Annotated in this window: 16 protein-coding genes and 1 tRNA gene; 12 read left to right on the forward strand and 5 right to left on the reverse strand. The window is 67.6% G+C overall.

Going from position 1 to position 20,491, the window contains the following annotated elements; translation table 11 throughout:
* The first annotated feature begins 14 nt into the window (after positions 1 to 14).
* From ETX26_RS11970 to ETX26_RS11985, 4 genes are all read left to right on the forward strand, one after another.
* The gene (locus ETX26_RS11970; protein WP_129524901.1) at positions 15 to 851 is read left to right on the forward strand and encodes a tetratricopeptide repeat protein; all 837 of its coding nucleotides are present in this window, start codon (positions 15 to 17) and stop codon (positions 849 to 851) included.
* The gene (locus tag ETX26_RS11975; protein WP_129524902.1) at positions 848 to 1,828 is read left to right on the forward strand and encodes an LLM class flavin-dependent oxidoreductase; all 981 of its coding nucleotides are present in this window, start codon (positions 848 to 850) and stop codon (positions 1,826 to 1,828) included. Before ETX26_RS11970 ends, ETX26_RS11975 begins: the two co-directional genes overlap by 4 nt.
* Before the next feature lie 136 nt (positions 1,829 to 1,964).
* Positions 1,965 to 6,689 carry an NAD-glutamate dehydrogenase gene (locus ETX26_RS11980; RefSeq protein WP_225425757.1) on the forward strand — a complete coding sequence of 1,575 codons (4,725 nt, stop codon included), beginning with the start codon at positions 1,965 to 1,967 and terminating at the stop codon, positions 6,687 to 6,689.
* 58 nt (positions 6,690 to 6,747) lie between these two features.
* Positions 6,748 to 7,974: an NAD(P)/FAD-dependent oxidoreductase gene (locus tag ETX26_RS11985; RefSeq protein ID WP_129524904.1), complete on the forward strand. Its 1,227-nt coding sequence runs from the start codon at positions 6,748 to 6,750 to the stop codon at positions 7,972 to 7,974.
* Here the strand turns inward: ETX26_RS11985 and queG are convergent.
* Positions 7,958 to 9,019 (reverse strand): tRNA epoxyqueuosine(34) reductase QueG, encoded by a 1,062-nt coding sequence (queG, locus tag ETX26_RS11990; RefSeq protein WP_129524905.1) that lies wholly within the window; start codon positions 9,017 to 9,019, stop codon positions 7,958 to 7,960. The two genes, ETX26_RS11985 and queG, sit on opposite strands and share 17 nt — an antisense overlap.
* 44 nt (positions 9,020 to 9,063) lie before the next feature.
* Here queG and ETX26_RS11995 point away from each other — a divergent pair, with 44 nt between their 5' ends.
* From ETX26_RS11995 to ETX26_RS12010, 4 genes are all read left to right on the forward strand, one after another.
* Positions 9,064 to 10,059, forward strand: coding sequence for an ABC transporter ATP-binding protein (locus tag ETX26_RS11995; protein ID WP_129524906.1), 996 nt, complete (start codon positions 9,064 to 9,066; stop codon positions 10,057 to 10,059).
* Positions 10,056 to 11,303 carry an ABC transporter permease gene (locus ETX26_RS12000; protein WP_129524907.1) on the forward strand — a complete coding sequence of 416 codons (1,248 nt, stop codon included), beginning with the start codon at positions 10,056 to 10,058 and terminating at the stop codon, positions 11,301 to 11,303. The genes ETX26_RS11995 and ETX26_RS12000 overlap by 4 nt, the downstream gene beginning before the upstream one ends.
* A 236-nt stretch (positions 11,304 to 11,539) precedes the next feature.
* On the forward strand, positions 11,540 to 11,998 hold the full coding sequence (locus ETX26_RS12005; protein ID WP_129524908.1) for a hydrogenase: 459 nt from the start codon (positions 11,540 to 11,542) through the stop codon (positions 11,996 to 11,998).
* Positions 11,999 to 12,232: 234 nt separating this feature from the next.
* Complete coding sequence (locus ETX26_RS12010; RefSeq protein WP_129524909.1) at positions 12,233 to 13,570, forward strand: cytochrome P450; 1,338 nt, start codon at positions 12,233 to 12,235, stop codon at positions 13,568 to 13,570.
* 20 nt (positions 13,571 to 13,590) lie between these two features.
* Here the strand turns inward: ETX26_RS12010 and ETX26_RS12015 are convergent, their stop codons facing one another.
* The 4 genes from ETX26_RS12015 to ETX26_RS12030 form a co-directional block, all read right to left on the reverse strand.
* A complete protein-coding gene (locus tag ETX26_RS12015) occupies positions 13,591 to 14,217 on the reverse strand; it encodes a PilZ domain-containing protein (protein WP_129524910.1) in 627 nt (208 codons plus the stop codon).
* 119 nt (positions 14,218 to 14,336) lie between these two features.
* A tRNA-Leu gene (locus ETX26_RS12020) sits at positions 14,337 to 14,421 on the reverse strand.
* 54 nt (positions 14,422 to 14,475) lie between these two features.
* Complete coding sequence (locus ETX26_RS12025; protein WP_129524911.1) at positions 14,476 to 14,757, reverse strand: integration host factor subunit beta; 282 nt, start codon at positions 14,755 to 14,757, stop codon at positions 14,476 to 14,478.
* 170 nt (positions 14,758 to 14,927) lie between these two features.
* Positions 14,928 to 15,269 (reverse strand): GntR family transcriptional regulator, encoded by a 342-nt coding sequence (locus ETX26_RS12030; RefSeq protein WP_129525362.1) that lies wholly within the window; start codon positions 15,267 to 15,269, stop codon positions 14,928 to 14,930.
* 198 nt (positions 15,270 to 15,467) lie between these two features.
* Between ETX26_RS12030 and ETX26_RS12035 the strand changes: the two genes are divergently transcribed.
* The 4 genes from ETX26_RS12035 to ETX26_RS12050 all read left to right on the forward strand — a co-directional run bounded on the left by ETX26_RS12035 (position 15,468) and on the right by ETX26_RS12050 (position 20,454).
* Complete coding sequence (locus tag ETX26_RS12035) at positions 15,468 to 17,105, forward strand: peptide MFS transporter (RefSeq protein WP_129524912.1); 1,638 nt, start codon at positions 15,468 to 15,470, stop codon at positions 17,103 to 17,105.
* Positions 17,106 to 17,172: 67 nt separating this feature from the next.
* Entirely contained in the window at positions 17,173 to 18,555 is a 1,383-nt protein-coding gene (locus ETX26_RS12040) for an amidohydrolase (RefSeq protein WP_129524913.1), read from the forward strand.
* On the forward strand, positions 18,552 to 19,925 hold the full coding sequence (locus tag ETX26_RS12045) for an amidohydrolase family protein (RefSeq protein WP_129524914.1): 1,374 nt from the start codon (positions 18,552 to 18,554) through the stop codon (positions 19,923 to 19,925). The genes ETX26_RS12040 and ETX26_RS12045 overlap by 4 nt, the downstream gene beginning before the upstream one ends.
* Positions 19,915 to 20,454 (forward strand): FKBP-type peptidyl-prolyl cis-trans isomerase, encoded by a 540-nt coding sequence (locus tag ETX26_RS12050; protein ID WP_129524915.1) that lies wholly within the window; start codon positions 19,915 to 19,917, stop codon positions 20,452 to 20,454. The genes ETX26_RS12045 and ETX26_RS12050 overlap by 11 nt, the downstream gene beginning before the upstream one ends.
* Positions 20,455 to 20,491 lie beyond the last annotated feature (37 nt).

The raw sequence follows: 20,491 nt of genomic DNA on the forward strand, positions 1-20,491 counted from the left end.
GGACCCTGCTTCTCATGACCGTCCTTCTCGCTCTTCTGCTTCAGGTCGGCCCGGCGCCGGCGATCGAACCGATCTCGCCAATTCCCGAGGAACTTCAGGAACAGCGCGAACGCACGCGGGCGCGCCGGAACGCTTATGTCGAGGTTCTTCCCGAGACGAGCCGGCTGGCGCAGTGCCTGACGCGCACGCGGGAGGACCCCGGCGCCGCCGCGAACGAGGCCCACGAATGGCTCACCGCCGCCGGCGGCCCCGACCGCGGCGATGCGGCGCAATGCCTCGGCGTGGCGCAGGCGCGGCTCGGCCAGCAGAGTCAGGCAGCCGGCACCTTCCTGCAGGCCCGCGACGCTACACCGCCTGGCGATCATCGTGCGCGGGCGCTGCGCGGAGGGCTGGCGGGCGGCGCCCTGCTGGCACAGGGGAACCCGGCGGGCGCGCTTGAACTGCTCGATGTGGCACGAGTAGATGCGCAGGCGGCGGGCGAGGAGGCAATTCTCGGCCAGATCGCGATCGACCGCGCAATCGCGCTCGTTGCGCTCGAACGGCTCGAAGAGGCTGAAACCGCGCTGGAGACCGCACGCGCAGCGCTGCCGGACAACGTCGACGCCTGGCTGCTTTCGGCGACGCTGTCGCGGCGGCACGGGAAACTTGACGAGGCGCAGGCGCGGATCGAGCGCGCGGCCGTGCTCGACCCTCTCGACCCCGGTGTCGGACTCGAAGCCGGAGTCATCGCCGCGATGGCAGGCCGCGACGACGCGGCGCGCAAGAACTGGCGCTCCGTGATCGAGGCCGCGCCCGGCAGCGACGCCGCTGCAACCGCACAAGCTTATCTCGAGCAGCTGGACGCCCCATGACCGAATTTTCCGTTCTTGACCTCGTCCCGGTGCGCGAAGGCGGCACGCTGGAGGAGGCGTATGCCGCCACTGCCGAGCTCGCACGAGTGGCCGAGGCCACCGGATGCACGCGCTTCTGGATCGCCGAGCATCACGCGATGGAGGGCATCGCCGGCGGAGCCACGTCTGTCGTGATCGCGCATGTCGGGCATGCGACGTCGAGCATTCGCATCGGCGCCGGCGGCATCATGCTGCCCAATCACAACCCGTTCGTGATTGCCGAGCAGTTCGGCACGCTCGCGGCTCTGTTCCCCGGACGAATCGATCTCGGGCTCGGACGCGCACCGGGCGCCGGACCGGAACTGCAACGCGCGCTGCGCAAGGACCTGCATCGCGCTGCCGAGCTCTTTCCGCAGGACGTGGTCGAGCTGCGCGCCCTCCTGGCCGGCGATCCGGAGGTGCCCATCAGGGCTACACCGGGATTCGGCGCCGAGGTGGAGCTGTGGATGCTCGGATCGAGCCTGTTCGGTGCACAGCTCGCCGCGCGGCTCGGCCTCCCCTACGCCTTCGCAAGCCACTTCGCGCCGACGCACCTCGATGCGGCGCTGGAGGTCTACCGCCGCGACTTCCAGCCGTCGGAAGCCCTCGATCGGCCCCATGTCATGGCGGCAATGACCGTGTTCGTGGCCGAGAGCGAGGAGGAAGCCGAGCTGATCGCTTCGTCGCAGGCGCAGAGTTTCGTGCGGCTGCGCACAGGCAATCCGGGCAAACTGCCGCCGCCCGTGCCGGGATACCGCGACAGCCTGCCGCCGCAGGCGCGTGCGATTCTCGATCACATCGGGCAGGCCTCGGCCATCGGCGCACCCGAGCAGGTCAAGGCGAAGATCGACGCCTTCGTGGGGCGAACCGGCGCCGACGAGATCATGTTGTCGGGGGCAACGTACGATCCGGCGGCGCGCGTGCGATCGCTCGAGCTCCTCCAGAACGCCGTGCGTTAGGAAGCGCGTACGCCGTATGGTAAAGCGCGGCCGAGCCGGCTTGCGGGGCGAATGATTTGGGCGTAGGCGCGCAACATTATTACCGCGCCGTCGTGGCGCATGTGGCCGGGCGGAGATGCCCGATGGAGCGATTTCGATGGGTTCCAAAGCAGCCGCGTCTTCGGACAAGCCGCGCCGCCGGCTGGCCGGTAGTTCCTCCCTGACCGAAGCGTTGACCGCGCGAATCTGCGAGTCGCTGCTGCCAGGCGACACTCCGTTCGCAACCGACAAGGTACGAGAGGCCGCCGCCTTCATGCTCGATACTGCGAGCCGGCGGGATCCGGGAGAAGCCGCAATCTCGCTCGCCTCGGCGACGGACGGGCGACGCTTCATGCGCATCGCGCTAATCAACGACGACATGCCCTTCCTGGTCGATTCGGTGGCCGCGACCATCGCGGCGCAGGGCCTCGCGATCGACCGGCTGGTCCACCCGGTGGTCCACATCCGCCGCGACGACGAGGGCGCGCTGAAGGCAATCGCCGCCGAGCGGGGCGAGGACACCCGCCGCGAGTCGATGATCTATGTCGAAACGGTACGTATCGATGCGCGCCAGCGCCGAGAGCTGGAGCGTGCGCTGCGCGTGACGCTGGCCGACGTCCGCGCCGCGGTCGCCGACTGGCCGAAGATGCGCGAGGCGATGCGCGACGATGCCGCGCGGATCGAAGACGCCGAAGGCGCCGATCTCCTGCGCTGGCTCGAGAGCGGAATGCTGACGCAGCTCGGCCACGTCACCCGTTATCGCGACGGCAGCCATTCGAACCTGCTTGGCATCTGCCGCAAGAGCGCCCGTCAGATCCTGGCCGATGCGTCCTACGAACGGGCGTTCGACTGGTTCGGCGCGGCAGACGACGGGCGCGAGCTGCTCATCATCAAGGCGAACCGGGTTTCCAACGTCCACCGACGCGTGCCGCTCGACCTGTTTATCGTGCCGGTGCGCGAGAGCGGCAGGATCGTGGCTCTCTCGATTCATGCCGGCGTCTGGACGAGTGCCGCGCTCGCCGCTGCGCCGACGCAGGTCCCGCGCCTGCGCGAGCGGCTGTCCAGCCTGATGGCGAAGTTCGACTTCGACGTCGGCGGCCATGCCGGCAAGGCACTGGTCCACGCGCTGACCGCGCTGCCGCACGATCTCGTGATCGGCTTTTCCGACGAGGATATCGAACGCGTCACAACCGCGATGATGAGCCTCGTCGACCGCCCGCGCCCCCGCCTCGCCCTAGTCGAGGCGCCGCTTGCACGCCATCTCTTCGCCTTCGTCTGGATGCCGCGCGACATGCTCGCGACCCAGGTGCGCCACCGCATCCAGGAACTGCTCGAAGAGGGCGCCGGCGCAACGCTGCTCGACTGGAGCCTGCAGGTCGAAGGGGGCAACCTGGCCATGCTGCGCTTCGTCCTCGACCTGCGCGGTGGAGAGCTCGCGACGCCCGAACTCGAGCTCGAGGCGCAGTTGCAGGCGATGCTGCGCGGTTGGGCCGAAGCGGTGGAAAGCGAACTGGCCCTCCAGATGGACGCCGGTCGCGCGGCGGCCGTGGCGACGCGTTTTGCCGAGGCCTTCCCCGCCGGGTACCGCACCGACTACGGCCCGGCCGAAGCCGCCCGCGACATCGCCCGCATGCGTCACCTTTCGGTCGCCGAAGCGGGCACACCGGACGGAGGCACGGCCCAGCGCGACGCGCGTCTCTATACGCTCGACGGCGACCCCGAGGCGCGCCTGCGCCTCAAGATCTACGAGCACGAGGGTGCGCTGCCGCTGTCGGACGCCGTTCCCGCACTGGAAAACTTCGGTTTCCGGGTGCTTGCCGAAATTCCCACCGCGCTCGACGAAGGGCGGCTCGGCACGATCCACGATTTCACTCTTGCGCTGGCCGAGGGCGAGACGGCGGCAGGGCTGCTCGAACGTGCCGAGGCGATCGAGGAGGCGATCGCCGCCGTGCTCAACGGCCGGGCGGAGGACGACCCGTTCAATCGGCTGGTGATCGGCGCCGGCCTCAACGCGGGCGAAGCGAACTGGCTGCGCGCCTTCTATCGCTATCTGCGCCAGGCCGGTGTGACGTTCACCATCTACACGGTGGTCGACGCGCTCGACCGCGCGCCCACTGTCACCCGCGCGATCGTCGGGCTCTTCGCGGCACGCCACGACCCGGCCTTCTCCGGCGACCGCGAAGCCGCAGAGAAGGACGCGGCGAACGCCATCCGGCAGGGTCTTGCGAAAGTGGTCGCGATCAACGACGATCGCCTGCTGCGGCTCTACGAAGCGCTCGTGCGCGCGATCCTGCGTACCAACGCCTTCGCCCCGGCGAGCCAGGAGGCGCTCGCGTTCAAGATCGATTCGGCGCTTGTGCCGGGGCTGCCCCGACCCGTCCCGTGGCGCGAGATCTTCGTCTATTCGCGGCGCGTCGAAGGCATCCACCTGCGCGCGGGGCCGGTCGCGCGCGGCGGCCTCAGATGGTCGGATCGTCGCGACGACTTCCGCACTGAGATCCTCGGCCTGATGAAGGCGCAGCGCGTCAAGAATGCGGTCATTGTCCCGACCGGTGCAAAGGGCGGGTTCTATCCCAAGCAGTTGCCCGCTCCGGACCGGGATCGCGCGGCCTGGGCCGCCGAAGGGCAAGCGAGCTACGAGATCTTCATCCGCACCCTGCTGTCGGTGACCGACAACATCGCGGGCGACAAGGTGGTTCATCCGGAATCCGTGGTCATCCGGGACGGCGACGATCCCTACTTCGTGGTCGCCGCTGACAAGGGCACCGCGCGCTTCTCCGACGTCGCCAACGCAATCGCGCAGAAGCAGGACTTCTGGCTGGACGACGCTTTCGCCAGCGGCGGGTCGAATGGCTACGATCACAAGGCGATGGGGATCACCGCGCGCGGAGGCTGGGTCTCGGTCCAGCGCCACTTCCTCGAAATGGGCGTCGACGTGCAGACCGATCCGGTGCGGGTCGCAGGCTGCGGCGATATGTCGGGCGACGTGTTCGGCAACGGCATGTTGTTGTCGAAGGCGATTCTGCTGGTGGCCGCTTTCGACCACCGCCACATCTTCATCGATCCCGATCCCGATCCGACGGTGAGCTGGAAGGAACGCAAGCGCCTGTTCGATCTGCCGTCCTCGAGCTGGGACGATTACGACAAGGCGCTGATCTCCAGGGGCGGCGGCGTCTGGCCGCGGACGATGAAGCGCATTCCGCTGTCCGCCGCAGTGCGCAAGATGCTCGACATCGAGGCCAAGGAGATCGAGCCCGAGGCGCTGATCTCCGCAATCCTCAAGGCCCCGGTCGACCTGATCTGGTTCGGCGGCATCGGCACTTATGTGAAGAGTTCGCTCGAGAACAACGTCCAGGTGGGCGACCCGTCGAACGACGCGCTGCGGGTCGATGCGGCGGAGATGCGCGCCCGGGTGATCGGCGAGGGCGCCAATCTCGGCGTGACGCAGGCGGGGCGCATCGATTTTGCGCTCGGCGGCGGGCGCATCAACACCGACTTCATCGACAACTCGGCCGGCGTCGACTGTTCGGACAACGAGGTCAACATCAAGATCGCGCTTGCCGCCGCGACCCGCGCGGGTCGCCTGTCCGCGGCGAGGCGCAACAAGCTGCTGGTCGAGATGACGGACGAGGTCGCCGAGCTGGTGCTTGAGGACAATCGGCTCCAGACGCTTGCGCTGTCGGTGGCTGAGCTCGGCGGCGCGAAGGCGACCGCCTCGCAGGTCCGGCTGATCGAGACGCTGGAAGACCGTGGTTACCTCGACCGGCGCACCGAGGGTCTTGCCGAGGGCGAGGCGCTGACGCGGCGCGCGAGCGACGGCACCGGGCTCACCAGGCCTGAGCTGGCCGTGCTTCTCTCCTCGACCAAGCTCGTGCTGCAGGACGCGATCGAGCAGAGCGGACTGCCCGACGATCCGGTGCTCGAGCCCGATCTGATCGAGTATTTCCCGGCCCCTATGCGGAGCAAGTTCAAGGCGCAGATCCTCGACCACAGGTTGCGCCGACAGATCATCGCCACCAGCCTCGCCAACCGAATCGTCAATCGACTCGGTCTCGTCAATCCGTTCGAGCTGGCGGAAGAGGAAGGTGCCGATCTGGCCCAGGTCGCTGCGGCATTCGTCGCGGCGGAAAAGCTGTTCGCGCTGGAAGCGCTGTGGGACAGGCTCGACTATGCGGCGATGCCGGAAACGGCGCGGATCACGCTGTTCGACCGCGTGGCCGCGGCGATGCGCAGCCAGATGGCCGACCTTCTGCGCGCGGGCGTGGGCCGTGCAGGGCCGTCCCGGGTCATTGCAGAGCTGGCCAAGGGCGTTGGCGAACTCGCGGCGGGAACCGAGGGCCTGCTGGCCCCAGAATCGCGCCAGCAGTCGGCGAAGATACGAGCCGCTTTCGCAGAGATGGGCGCGCCCGAGGAGATCGCGTCGCAGGTCGCGCACCTGTTCGACATGGACGGCGCGGTCGGGCTCGCGAGCCTCGCGCGCGACGCGGATATCGGCGCGCGCGCGCTGACCGGCGCCTTCACCGACCTCGGCGCACGGCTGGGGCTCGACTGGGCGCAGGGCACCGCCGCCTTGATGGATCCCTCTGACGTCTGGGAACGTCTGCTCGTGGCCGGTCTCGCGCGCGACTTCCAGCAGATGCGGCTGGACTTCCTGCGCCGGCTCGCGCGCCGCAAGGATGCGAAGAAGGATCCCGTCGGTGCCGTGGGGGCGTGGGCCGAGGAGAACGCGGCGGCGATCCGCCAGTTTCGCGCGATGATCGGGCGAGCGCAGGCGCATTCGCCGGTCGCTCCCGCGATGCTCGCGCAGATCGCCAGTCAGGCGCGCAATCTGCTCGGGCGCTAGCTGCCTACCCCCACGCGAGGGTTGACCCGGGAGGCAATTTCCCCAAACCCCGCAGGGCATGGAACGCGCTGACATCGTCATCGTCGGCACCGGGCATGGCGGCGCGCAGGCCGCTATCGCCTTGCGCCAGAACGGATTTGCCGGCTCGATCGCTATGATCGGGCGGGACAGCGAGCCGCCGTACGAGCGGCCGCCGCTGTCGAAGGAATATCTCGCCGGCGAGAAGCCGTTCGAACGGATCTGCATCCGGCCGCCGCAGTTCTGGGCCGACAAGGGCATCGCACTGCGGCTACGCACCTCGGTGGTCGAAGTCGACCCGGCGGCGCGCGAGATCGTCCTCTCCGATGAAAGCCGCATGGGTTACGGGCAGCTCATCTGGGCGGCGGGTGGCGAGCCGCGGAGACTCTCCTGCTCGGGGGCGGACCTCGCCGGCGTCCACTCGGTACGCACCCGCGCCGACGTCGACCGGATGATCGCCGAACTCCAGGCGGGTGCACGCCGCGCGGTTGTGATCGGCGGCGGCTATATCGGGCTCGAGGCAGCGGCCGTGCTGCGCAAGCTCGGTTGCGAGGTGACCCTTGTGGAAGCCCTTCCGCGCGTGCTCGCGCGCGTCGCGGGGGAGGAGCTCTCGCGCTTTTACGAAGAGCAACACCGCGCGCAGGGAGTTGACGTCCGCCTCGAGGCGACGGTTGAGTGCATAGAGGGCGACGGCGACCGCGTGACCGGCGTGGCACTCGGCAACGGAGAGGTCATACCCGCGGATCTGGTGGTGGTCGGCATCGGGATCGTGCCGTCGGTCGGGCCTCTCATCGCGGCAGGTGCTGCGGGTGCGAACGGCGTGGACGTGGACGAGTTCTGCCGCACTTCGCTCGACGACATCTATGCGATCGGCGACTGCGCCGCGCACGCCAATCCCTATGCCGACGGCGCCGTGATCCGGCTCGAATCGGTCCAGAACGCCAACGACATGGCGACCACGGCGGCGAAGGCGATCTGCGGCGATCCGCAGCCCTTCAACGCCGTCCCCTGGTTTTGGTCCAACCAGTACGACCTGCGCCTGCAGACCGTCGGTCTCTCGATGGACCACGACGAGACCGTGCTGCGCGGTGATCCCGCAACGCGCAAGTTCTCGATCGTCTATCTCAAGGAAGGCCGCGTGACCGCGCTCGACTGCGTGAACGCGACCAGGGACTACGCGCAAGGGCGCAAGCTGGTCGAGGCCGGCGCGAAGCCGGAGCGCGAGGCCCTGGCCGATCCGGAGATCTCGCTCAAGGCGCTGGTCTGAGTTCGGCGAGCGCCCATTCGGCCGCTTCGGCAACCACCGGATCGCGATCGCCGGTCAGTTCCGCGACCTGATCGATCAGCCCGGCATCCCCGCTGTTGCCTGCGGCGATCAGGCAGTTGCGCACGAACCGGTTGCGCCCGATGCGCTTGATCGGCGAACCCGAGAAGAGCTGGCGGAACCCTGCATCGTCGAGCGCAAGCAACTCGGCAAGCCGCGGCGCGGCAAGTTCGGCGCGCGGAAGAAAGGCGAGATTGCGCGCCGCCGCGTCGGCGAACTTGTTCCACGGACACACCGCAAGGCAGTCGTCGCACCCATAAATGCGATTGCCCATTGCCTTGCGGAACTCGTGAGGGATCGGCCCCTTGTGCTCGATGGTGAGGTAGGAAATGCAGCGGCGGGCGTCGAGGCGGTAGGGTTCGGGGAAGGCGTCAGTCGGACAGGCGTCCTGGCAAGAGCGGCAGGAGCCGCAGCGGTCGGAATGTAGCGCGTCGGGGGCGAGTTCCACCGTGGTGTAGATCGCGGCGAGGAACAGCCAGTTGCCATGCTCGCGGCTGACGAGATTGGTGTGCTTACCCTGCCAGCCAAGGCCCGCCATCTGGCCGAGCGGCTTTTCCATCACCGGCGCGGTGTCGACGAAGACCTTGAGCTCCGTCCCCGGCGCCCGCGCCACCAGCCAGCGCGCGAGCGCCTTGGCCGCCTTCTTCACCGTGTCGTGATAGTCGCGCCCCTGCGCATAGACCGAGATCCGCGCGCGGTCATGCGCCTCCGCCAGCTCCAGCGGATCGACAGCAGGCGCGTAGCTCATGCCGAGCGCGATCACGCTCTTTGCCTCGGGCCACATCGACTGCGGCCCCTGCCGCACTTCGGCACGATCCTCCATCCAGCCCATCGAGCCGTGATGCCCGGCCGCAATCCATTCGGAGAGCCGCCGTGCGCGCAGCGGATCGTCCACGGCCGGCGCAATGCCCACCGCGACGAACCCCAGCCGCCGGGCCTCGGCGATCAGGTCCTTGCGCAACGGGTCGTTTTCTCGCGCGTCGGCCACGCTTGGACTTGCTCCTGCATAGGCACGGGCGCTACGGCCCGCACATGGACACCGCGCTAGGCGATCCGCTCATGGCGAGCAACGATACCGCAAGCGCGGGCCGGGCCCCGGCGATCGAGGCCCGCGGCTTGGTCAAGCAATTCGAGGGTACCACCGCGGTCGATGGGATTGACCTGACCGTACCCGAAGGCGCGATCTACGGCATTCTGGGCCCCAATGGCGCAGGCAAGACGACGACGCTGCGCATGCTGCTGGGGATCATCGACCCGGACGAGGGCGTGCGCCGCGTGCTCGGCCGCGACGATCCGCACGATATCGCACGACTGATCGGCTACCTGCCGGAGGAGCGCGGGCTCTATCCGGCGATGAAGGCAGTCGAGGCGATCGCCTTCATGGGCGCGCTGCGCGGCGTGCCGCTCGCCGAAGGGCGCCGCCGCGGACGCGAGCTGCTCGAGGGTCACGGCCTCGGTCATGCCGCCGACAAGCAGATCCGCCAGCTCTCCAAGGGCATGGCCCAGACCGTCCAACTCCTCGGCACGCTGGTCCACCGCCCGCGGCTGGTGGTCCTCGACGAGCCGTTCTCCGGCCTCGACGCGATCAACCAGGGCAAGCTCGAGGGGCTGATCCGCAACCTCGCCGCAGACGGGACAACCGTGATCTTCTCGACCCACGTGATCGCCCATGCCGAGCGCCTGTGCGAGCAAGTCGCAATCATCGCCGGGGGCAAAGTTCCCTACGCCGGATCGGTCGACGCGGCGCGCGACCGCATCCCGGCGCAAGTCCGCCTGGAAACCCGCGCGCGGGAGGGCCGCTGGCGCGACGCGCTGCCCGCCGATGCCCGGCGCGAGGGCGACTACTGGTACTTCCCCCTGCCCGAAACGGGCATCGAGCCGCTGCTGCGCGCGCTGATCGAAGGCGAGGCGGGCATCCTGTCGCTCTCGATCGAGCGCGCCGGACTGCACGACGCCTTTGTCGATATCGCCGGCGAGGCCGCGGCGCGCGCGCTCGATGAGCAGAGCCCGGCGGAGGCCGTGCAATGACCCCGGCCAATTCGCGAGCAAAGGCCCGCCTCCCCCTGGCCCGCGCGGCCTTCGTGATTGCGCGGCGCGATTTCACCGCGATCCTGTTCAGCAAGTCGTTCCTGTTCTTCCTGCTCGGCCCGCTGTTCTTCCTCGCGATCGGCGGCGTCGCCGGCCTGCTGAGCTCGCAGGCGGCCCGCAGCGCCGACAACCCGCGGCTGGCGGTGGCGATGGCACCCGCCGACTCGGCCGCCTTCGCCGCGGCGCACGCGCGCCTCGCCGATCTCGTCGACCTGCCCGACATCGAGACGGTCGAGGCCGGCATGGCAGACGACGTCGGTGCACTGCTCGGCGATACCGACCAGAACTTCGGCGCGGTCCTGAGCGGTTCGCTGGCCGCCCCGCGCCTGAGCGGAACACAAGACCGTATCGAGCGATGGCGAGGCCCGGTCGCACTGGTGGCCGCCGAAGCCGGATCCGCAGGCCCAGCCGACTACCCGCAAGTCTCGCTCGTGCCGACGGCGACGAGCGTAGCGCAGGAACGCAGCGCCAATGCGGCAACCGCTACGGCCGCGGTGACGCTGCTGTTCCTTCTCTCGATGCTGCTGGCGGGCATGGTCATGTCCAACCTCGTCGAGGAGAAGGCCAACAAGATCATCGAGATCCTCGCTGCCGCCGTGCCGATGGACGCGGTCTTCTTCGGCAAGCTGTTCGCGATGCTCGCGCTCAGCTTCGTCGGCATCGCGGTGTGGGGCGGCGTCGGCGGCGCAATCGCGCTCGCCGGCAACCTGCTGGAGCAGATGCCGGCGCCGGCGATCGGCTGGCCGGCCTTCGCCGTGCTGTTCCTCGTCTATTTCGCGATGGCCTATCTGCTGATCGGCTCGATCTTCCTTGCGATCGGATCGATGGCGCCGACCGTGCGCGATGTGCAGACCCTGTCGATGCCGGCGACGATCCTCCAGCTCCTGGTCTTCTTCCTCGCCAGCTACGCGATGACCGATCCGGGATCGCCGGTCGAGCTGTTCGCGATCGTGTTCCCGCTCAGCTCGCCCTACGCGATGATCGCGCGCGCCGCGCAGGAACCGGCGCTATGGCCCCATGCGCTCGCGATCTTCTGGCAGATCGCCGCGGTGGCGCTGTTCGTGCGCCTGGGCGCGCGGCTGTTCCGCAAGCGCGTGATGAAGTCGGGCCCGGCGCAGGCGAGCAAGCGGCGCTTCTGGAACCGCGGAGGCGCGGCGCGAGCCAACGAGGTCGTAGACTCATGAAGTGGTCGGTCGGCTAACGACCCTTTTGCAACCGTTGCCGTCTCATTCGGGACTTTCCGAAAGCGGACAGGCTTCTGACCCACGTTGTGACGCTCCGTAGCCCGCTGAAAAGCTGGGACGGGCTACTGGCGTCAGAACCGATCGGTTTTGACGCACTCACGTCTCGTCAGCTTTGGAGCGGAATCAACTATTTTTCCTCCGTTGGCCGTGCCATGTTGCCGCCGGGGAGGGTCATCATGTCTGCCGCATCCGCGTCGTTTCAAAAGTCGCTGGTCGTTGCCGGGGCGATTTTGTTTCTGTTGGGGCTGCTCCAAGGTGCGGCGGTCCAGTCGTTTGCCAATCCTAGGATGGCGCTGTCGGCGCATTTGACGGCCGTGCAAAGCGGCCTGGCGCTAATGATTGTCGGGGTAATCTGGCCTGCTGTTGGGTTGAATGCCACGCTTCTGAAGGTTGCCTGCTGGGCAGTCATTCTCGGGATGTATGGCCTCTGGCTGGGATTAACACTGTCGGCGGCGACAGGTGCCAGCGACGCACTGCCCATCGCTGGCGCAGGCTATAAGGCAGATTGGCTCTCCGAAGCGAGCGTATCGGCGATCGTTCTGGTCTCCAGCGGACTAATGACCCTGGGTTGGCTGCTGTTCGTAGTGGGCCTGATCCGTCGTCGTTCGGACGGTGTCACAACCGAACGGTTTTGACACCGCGCAACGGCGGCTTCTTTGGTGCCTTCCAAAAGCAGACTGTCACAAAATCACCCAGTTCCGGCACTCCCCTTTATGAGTTCACGACCTAGAGCCGGGGCTCATCACCATCGTCCGCCGCGCAGATAAGTCGCAAATCGCAACGCACTATTGACATCCCGGTAAGCAAGGGCAGGATGGCCGACACGCCACGCGCTGCGAGAAGACGTGCGGGCGGAGGAGAGAGAGCCCATGGCAACGCAGATCGCCCAATCGCCTGCAACCTATCGCACTTCCCCCGTCGCCGTCGACGCACTGCGCGCGCACTTGGCCGAGCATCCCGAGGAGAAGTGGAGCCATACCCACCCCTACGACGTCAGCCGCAGCGACATCTACTACGAGGACCGGTGGCAGCCGATCTTCGCCGAGATGCGCGCCAAGGGGCCGCTGCACTGGGTCGACGAGAGCCCGGTGGGACCATACTGGAACGTCGTCAGCCACAAGGCGATCAGTCATGTCGAGGCGCTGCCCGAGCTGTTCTCCTCGAGCTGGGAACACGGCGGGATCACGATCCTCAACAAGCTGGACGAGGAACAGCTCGCCGCGCAGGGCAAGGAGCGGTTCGAGCTGCCGATGTTCATCGCGATGGACCGGCCCAAGCATACCGGCCAGCGCCGCACCGTTGCCCCCGCCTTCACGCCGGCCGAGATGAAGCGGCTGGATGACGACATCCGCCGTCGCACCGGCGAGCTGCTCGATTCGCTGCCGCGCGGTGAAGTGTTCGACTGGGTGGACAAGGTCTCGATCGAACTCACCACCGGCATGCTGGCGATCCTGTTCGATTTCCCGTGGGAGGACCGCCGCCTGCTGACCTTCTGGTCCGACTGGGCGGGCGATACCGAGATCGCCATGGTGCGCGATCTCGACGAGATGCGGCACGAGATCCTGCGCGAGATGGCCGCCTACTTCCAGCAGCTCTGGGCCGAGCGCGCGAACAAGGAGCCCGGGCCCGACCTGATCTCCATGATGATCCACTCGCCGGCGATGAACCAGATGAGCCCGCAGGAATTCATGGGCAACCTGGTGCTGCTGATCGTCGGCGGCAACGACACCACGCGCAACACGATGAGCGGGATCATCCACGGGTTCGACAAGTTCCCCGACCAGCGCAAGCTGTTCGAGGAGAACCCCGACCTGATCCCCAACGCGGTTCAGGAATGCATCCGCTACCAGACGCCCCTGGCGCATATGCGCCGCACCTGCACCGAGGATACCGAGCTGTTCGGGGAGCAGGTGAAAGCGGGCGACAAGCTGGTGCTGTGGTATCTATCGGGCAACCGCGACGAGGAAGTGTTCGAGAACCCCGACAAGCTCGACATCACGCGCGAGAACGCGCGACGGCACCTGGCGTTCGGCTACGGCATCCACCGCTGCGTCGGCGCGCGTCTGGCCGAGCTGCAATTGCGCGTGCTGCTGGAGGAGATGCACAAGCGGCGGCTGCGGGTGCATGTCGCCGGCGATGTCGAGCGGGTGCGCGCGAACTTCGTCCACGGCTTCCGCAAGCTCGAGGTGGAAGTGACGAGCTTCTAGCCTGCGCCGCGAGGTCCGGCTTATACGGGCGCGGAGAGCAGGCGCGGGCATTGCAGCCGCGCCGCCAGCAGCGCGAAATCGCGCAAGTTGAACGTCGTGTCGAAAGTGAGACCGTAGCGGCTGCCGTCGCGCCAGCGGACCCTCGCCTCGATTTCCGGCAATCGGTCCGACATGATCCACAGCGGTTGGCCGAGGGCGAGAAAGTGCGCGCATTCGATCCGTGCGCCATGCTGCGACAGGTTGACGAGGTCCGCCTCGATCCGCTCCCCGCCGCAGCGCAGATCGAGCGGCAGGTCGATGTCCAGCCGCAGGGGGCGCTTGGGATATTCGCCGGTTTCGGCGATCAGATTGCCAACTTCGACCGGCGCCGCGAAGCGAAAGCCGGCTTCGTTCCCGCGGCTCCACACGCGCTCGATCGCATGGCGGTCGCCGGTCTGAAGCTCCAGGAGCAGCGGCTCGCCGTCGGGAAGCGGATGGAAGCCGCGCAGACTGATGCCGGTCGCGGAAACGTCGCGGATCACGCACAGGAACTGGCCCTGCGGCGCGATGAGCTTTGCGGATCGGATGAGCAACGTGAAACGCGGGGCCGCACGTTCCTCGCCCGTCGCGCCGTGGTTGATCGCGGTCTCGCCTGCCGGCTGTTCCATTGGTTGCCTTTCGAAGGCGGGACATGCGAACCGCCGCCTCCGCCCGAGTGACAGGCCTTTACCGGAAATTGGTTACTATCGGCCTAAGGGGCAACGACGGATCCTGCGGATGCGGGCGCTGGTGCGGGCGGCGGGACTCGAACCCGCACGAGCAAAGCTCAGGGGATTTTAAGTCCCCGGCGTCTACCATTCCGCCACGCCCGCACACCGCGGCTCGCCGGCCGCCGTTCCATGAAATCGGCCCTGGCACGCGGGCCGTCAATCGGTGTTGAGACGCTCGCGCATTTCCTTGCCGGGCTTGAAGTAGGGCACGCGCTTGGCGGGCACATCGACCGGCTCTCCGGTTCGCGGGTTGCGCCCGGTCCGGGCCTGCCGCTCGCGCGTGGAGAAAGCGCCGAAACCGCGCAGTTCGACCCGCCCACCCTCGGCCAGGCGCGCGGCGATCTCGTCGAAGAAGATGTCGACCACCTGTTCGACCTCCTCGGCGCGTAGCTCGGGATTGTCCTTGGCCAGAGCCTGCAGCAGTTCGGATCGTATCATTCCTACCCTCCCGGCACATGGCCCGGCTAACCCAAGGGGCGTGCAAGGCCCTGATTTGCAACGCCGCCGTCGCGGCAGCCTAGTGCGACCCTGGGAAATTTCCAATGCCAGATGTGCGGTGATCGTGCAATCGCGGTGCGAAATGGCGCGCCGCATCGGGACGCGTCGCATCAGCTATGCGCAAGCAGGTCCGCCGCGTCGATGTCGAGCCGCTTCATCCGGAGCCGGAGCTCGGGCCATTCCTCGGCCAGGAACTGCTCACGCTCGCTGCGCCGCAGCTTTTCCGCCGCGCCGGCGACGACATACATGCCGACGCCGCGCTGCACCTCGACCAGGCCGTCCGCCTGGAACTGCTGGTAGGCCTTGGCGACCGTCAGTGGATTGGCACCCTGCTCCGCCGCGAACGCCCGGACCGACGGCAGCATTTCCCCTTCGGCATAGACCCCCTCGATGATCGCCGCGGCGATCTGATCGCGCAGCTTGAGATAGACGGGGCGGCTCTGCTGGGTCATCGGCAATCGGTCCTCGCGCGCGGCGGCGCTGCTGGTCAAGGTGCATCAGTGCCATAATACAGCGCGGCGCGCAAGGTTCCAAGCCGCGGCAAATGAGGCCCGGTTTCGTCGGTAACTAATGCTTCACATGGCGGATTCTCGCGCTAGGGTGCGCCCATTCGGCGGCAGGCCGCACAAGATTTCGGGGAAGGGTTTCGCATGAAAGACATGGCTTTGTGGAGCGAGGGCGACTGGATTGCCGCTATCGCCAGCTGCATTCTGGCGCTGTTCCTGATCGCGGGGGCCTACGCCGTGACCCGCAAGCAGCCTGAAGTGGGCGGCCACCCAAAGGGGCTCTACATCCTGTTCTTCGCCGAAATGTGGGAGCGCTTCTCCTACTACGGCATGCGAGCGCTGCTGATCTTCTATCTGACGCAGCACTGGCTGTTTAACGACAGCGCCTCGAATATCGTCTACGGGGCCTACGTCAGCCTGGTCTACATCACCCCGGTGCTCGGAGGCTGGCTGGCCGACCGCTATCTCGGCCAGCGCAAGGCGGTGGCGTTCGGTGCGGTGCTGCTCACCTTCGGCCACTTCCTGATGGCGTTCGAAGGTACGGGCGGGCAGAACGATCCGACGATCAACGTGTTCTGGCTTGCGCTGAGCTTCATCATCGTCGGTTCGGGCTTCCTCAAGGCGAACATCTCGGTGATCGTCGGGCAGCTCTATCCGCGCACCGACGTGCGCCGCGACGGCGCCTATACGATTTTCTACATGGGCATCAACGTCGGCGCGGCGATCGGCACGATCATCGCCGGCTATCTGGGCATCACCCTCGGCTGGGCCTATGGCTTCGGTGCCGCCGGCATCGGCATGTTGCTCGGCCTCATCGTGTTCATCCTCGGCAGACCGCTGCTGCTCGGCCAGGGCGAGCCTCCCAAGCTGCTCAAAAAGCGCCGCGAGTACCTGCTCTACGGCGTCGGCATCGTCGCGGTGGCCGTGATGTGGGTGTTGATCCAGTACCAGTCAGTCGTCGGCGGGCTTATGCTCCTTTCGGGCCTCGCGTTGCTGGGTTACGTGCTGTTCGAGGCATTCAAGCTCGAGAAGGAACCGCGCGAGCGCATGTTTGCGATCCTGTTCCTGATCGCGCTCCAGCCGCTGTTCTGGGGTCTGTTCGAGCAGGCGGGCGGTTCTCTCAACCTGTTCACGGACCGCTACATCGATCTCGGCGGCGTCCCGGCGCCCATTTTCCAATCGATCAACCCGATCTACATCATCCTCCTGGCCCCGATCTTCGCATGGCTGTGGACCTTCCTCGGCAGGCGGGGGCTCGAGCCTTCGACGCCGGCCAAGTTCGGTCTCGGCCTCGTGCAGCTCGGGTTCGGCTTCCTCGTCCTTGTGTGGGGCGCAGCGAGCGTCGGGCCGGAAGCGCTGGTGCCTGTCATCTTCCTGTTCGGCATCTACTTCTTCCACACCACCGGCGAGCTGTGCCTCTCGCCCGTCGGCCTCTCCGCGATGAATCGGCTGGCTCCGCGCCATCTCGCGAGCCTGATCATGGGCGCATGGTTCTTCGCCACCGCAGGCGGCAACTACGTCGCCGGCATGATCGGCGCCGCGACTGGCGGTGAGAGCGGTGAGATGACCCGCGCCGCGACGATGGACATCTATTGGAAGATCGGCCTTGTCGCGATCGGTGTCGGGATCGTCGTCATCGTCGTCTCCGGCCTGATCAAGCGGCTGATGCACCTCGACACTTTGCGCGACGACAATGTCGGCGATGATCTCGAGGGCCAGGCGGAAGCCGGGATCGAGGCGCAGGAAGCCGGCATTCACCCGACGACCCGTCCGAGGGGCTGAGCTTTCGAAAAAACCGGGGCGCGGAGCGATCCGCGCCCCTTATTCATCCAGTTCTGGGGGCATCCGAATGAGAGCAGCCATCCGCGTTCTTCTCGCAGCAACCGCCACGGCCGCGCTGGCCGCGTGCGCGACCGCCGAAGGATCGGGCGATTCCGCGAGGTCGGCGAGCGCCTACGATTATCCCGACACGCCCTATCCCTCGACCTATCAGCCCTATCCGGGCGTGCCGACCGCGCTGGTGGGCGCCACGGTCTATGACGGGGCCGGCGGGCGGATCGACAACGGGACGGTGCTGTTCGCCGACGGCAAGCTCGTCGGCGTGGGCGGCGCGGATCTCGCGATCCCGACGGGCTACACGCGGATCGACGGCACCGGCAAGTTCGTCACCCCCGGCGTGATCGACATCCACAGCCACCTGGGCGACTATCCGACCCCGTCGGTCGATGCCCACTCGGACGGCAACGAGGCGACCGATCCGACCACCCCCGAGGTCTGGGCCGAGCATTCGGTCTGGCCGCAGGACCCGGGCTTCACCCGCGCGCTCACCAACGGCGGCGTCACCGCGCTGCAGATCCTGCCCGGCTCGGCCAACCTGATGGGCGGCCGCTCGGTCACGCTCAAGAACGTGCCGAGCCGCACCGTCCAGGGGATGAAGTTTCCCGGCGCGCCCTACGGGCTGAAAATGGCCTGCGGCGAGAACCCCAAGCGCGTCTATGGCGGCAAGGGTCGTACGCCCTCGACCCGCATGGGCAACTTCGCGGTCAACCGCCAGACCTGGATCGACGCGCGTGAATATGCGGCCGGCGATCGCGACGACCGCGACCTCGCCAAGGAAACGCTCGCCGGCGTGCTCGACGGCGAGATCCTGGTCCACAATCACTGCTATCGCGCCGACGAAATGGCGCTGGTCATGGATATGGGCAAGGAGATGGGCTACCGCGTCACCGCGTTCCATCACGCGGTCGAAGCCTACAAGATCGGCGACCTGCTGCGCGAGAACGACGTGTGCAGCGCGATCTGGTCCGACTGGTACGGCTTCAAGATGGAAGCCTACGACGGCATCCCGGAAAACGCGGCGCTGCTCTACCAGGCGGGCGCCTGCGTGGTGATCCACTCCGACAGCGAGAACGGCATCCAGCGCCTCAACCAGGACGCGGCCAAGGCCCAGGCCGCCGGTGCGCGTATGGGGATTGAGGTCCCCGACGCCGACGTCGTCGGCTGGTTCACGCTCAACGCGGCCAAGGCGATGGGGATCGACGATGTGACCGGCAGTCTCGCGGCCGGCAAGATGGCCGACGTGGTGCTGTGGAACGGCGATCCGCTGTCGGTCTATTCGCGGCCCGAGAAAGTCTGGATCGACGGTGCATTGATGTTCGACGCGAACGACCCGCAACGCCGCCCCGTAAGCGACTTCGAACTCGGCCAGCCCGGTGAAGGAGACGTGAAATGATCAGGCGCACGCTTCTCGCCGCCACCACCGCTCTGGCTCTCGCAGCACCCGCGGCAGCGCAGGACTTCGCCATCACCAACGCCACAGTCGCGACCGGCGACGGCAGCGCGCCGATCGAGAATGCCACCGTCGTCGTGCAGGGTGGCAAGGTCGTCGCCGCGGGTGTGAACGTGCAGGTTCCAGCGGGCGTGCCGGTTTCGGACGGGAGCGGGACCTGGGTCACCCCCGGCATCTTCGCGACGGTGACCGATCTCGGCCTGTGGGACGTCGGCGCGGTCGGCGAAAGCAACGACACCACGGCACGGAACTCTCCGTTCAGCGCGGCGCTCGACACCGCGCCGGCGGTCAATCCGCGGTCGCAGCACGTGCTGATCAGCCGCGCGGCCGGGATCACCCGCGCCGCCGTCACGCCTTCGGCGGCAAGCTCGATCTTTGCCGGACAGGGATCGATGATCGACCTCGGTGACGATCCGCAGGCGGTCCGCCGGCCGCGAGCGTTCCAGTTCGTCGAACTCGGCGAAGCGGGCGGGCGCCTCGCCGGCGGCAGCCGCACAGCGGCACACACGCTGCTCCGCAACGCGCTGCGCGAAGCCTCCCGCTTCGGCGAGGACTCCGGCCTCGCCGGCGGCCCGAGCCGCCCGGCGGAAGTGACCACTGGCGACGACATCCCGATCGATCCGCGCCTCGTCGAAAGCGATGCAGAGCGCGCGACCGACGTGCTGCTGACGCGCTTCGACGCCGCCGCGCTGGTGCCGGTGGTGACAGGCCACCAACCGCTCTACGTCCATGTCGAGCGCGCCGCCGACATCCGCTCGGTACTCGGCCTGCGGCGCGAATTCCCGCAGCTCGACCTCGTCATCGTCGGCGCGAGCGAGGGCTGGATGGTGGCGGACGAGATCGCGGCGGCGGGCGTTCCGGTGATCGCCAATGCGCTGACCGACCTGCCCGCGCGGTTCGAGCAGCTTGCCTCCACCCAGAGCAACATCGGCCGCATGCAGGACGCCGGGGTGAAAGTTGCGATCAATGCCGCCGCGATGGAGCAGCCGCGCTATCTGCCGCACTTCGCGGGCAATCTCGTGGCACTCGCCTCCGTTCCCCGGGCCGCCGGACTGAGCTGGGGCGAGGCGCTGGCGAGCATCACTTCGATTCCTGCCGAGATCAGCGGCTTCGGCGGCCAGCTGGGCGTGCTGAAGCCCGGCGCGGCCGGCGACGTGGTCGTGTGGGACGGCGACCCGCTCGAAGTCTCTTCGGCTCCGGTGCGCGTTTACGTCGACGGCGTCGAACAGCCGCTCGAGAACCACCAGACCGGCCTGCGCGACCGTTACCGCGATCTCGACGAAAGCGAGCTGCCGAAGGCCTATGACTGGTAAGGTCCCGCCGCGCCCGACGGGCGCCTCCGCCACGCTGGGCGCGCTCGGTGCGGCGGTGCTGGCCATCGCGACCTGTGCGCTCGTGCCTGCCCTAGCGCAGGACGCTGCGCCCGACCGGTCGCAGGATCCCGCCTGGCACAACGAGCAGCAGGCCGCGCTCGCCCGCCTCAAGGCGGAGGACGGGTGGGGCACCCTGCCCGGGGGCCTGCGCATCCGGCGCATAAGTGGCGACGGTACGGGTCCGCATCCGACGGTCGAGGACACGGTGACCGTGCACTATGCCGGCACCCTGATCGACGGGACGACCTTCGACAGCTCGTGGGACCGCGGCGAGCCGGCGACGTTCCCGCTCGGCAAGCTGATCCCGGCGTGGAAGCTGGCGATCCCGCAGATGGGCGTGGGCGACACGATCGGGATCGCCGCACCGGCCGATCTCGCCTACGGTCCCAAGGGCAAGGGCCCGATCCCCGGCAATGCGACGCTGCTGTTCAGGATCGAGCTGCTCGCGATCGGCGGTAAAACCGGCTGATTGCGGCATAGGTTTTAATTTGCTACTGAAATGGCGT

This window comes from Pelagerythrobacter rhizovicinus (assembly GCF_004135625.1).
GTDB lineage: Bacteria > Pseudomonadota > Alphaproteobacteria > Sphingomonadales > Sphingomonadaceae > Pelagerythrobacter > Pelagerythrobacter rhizovicinus.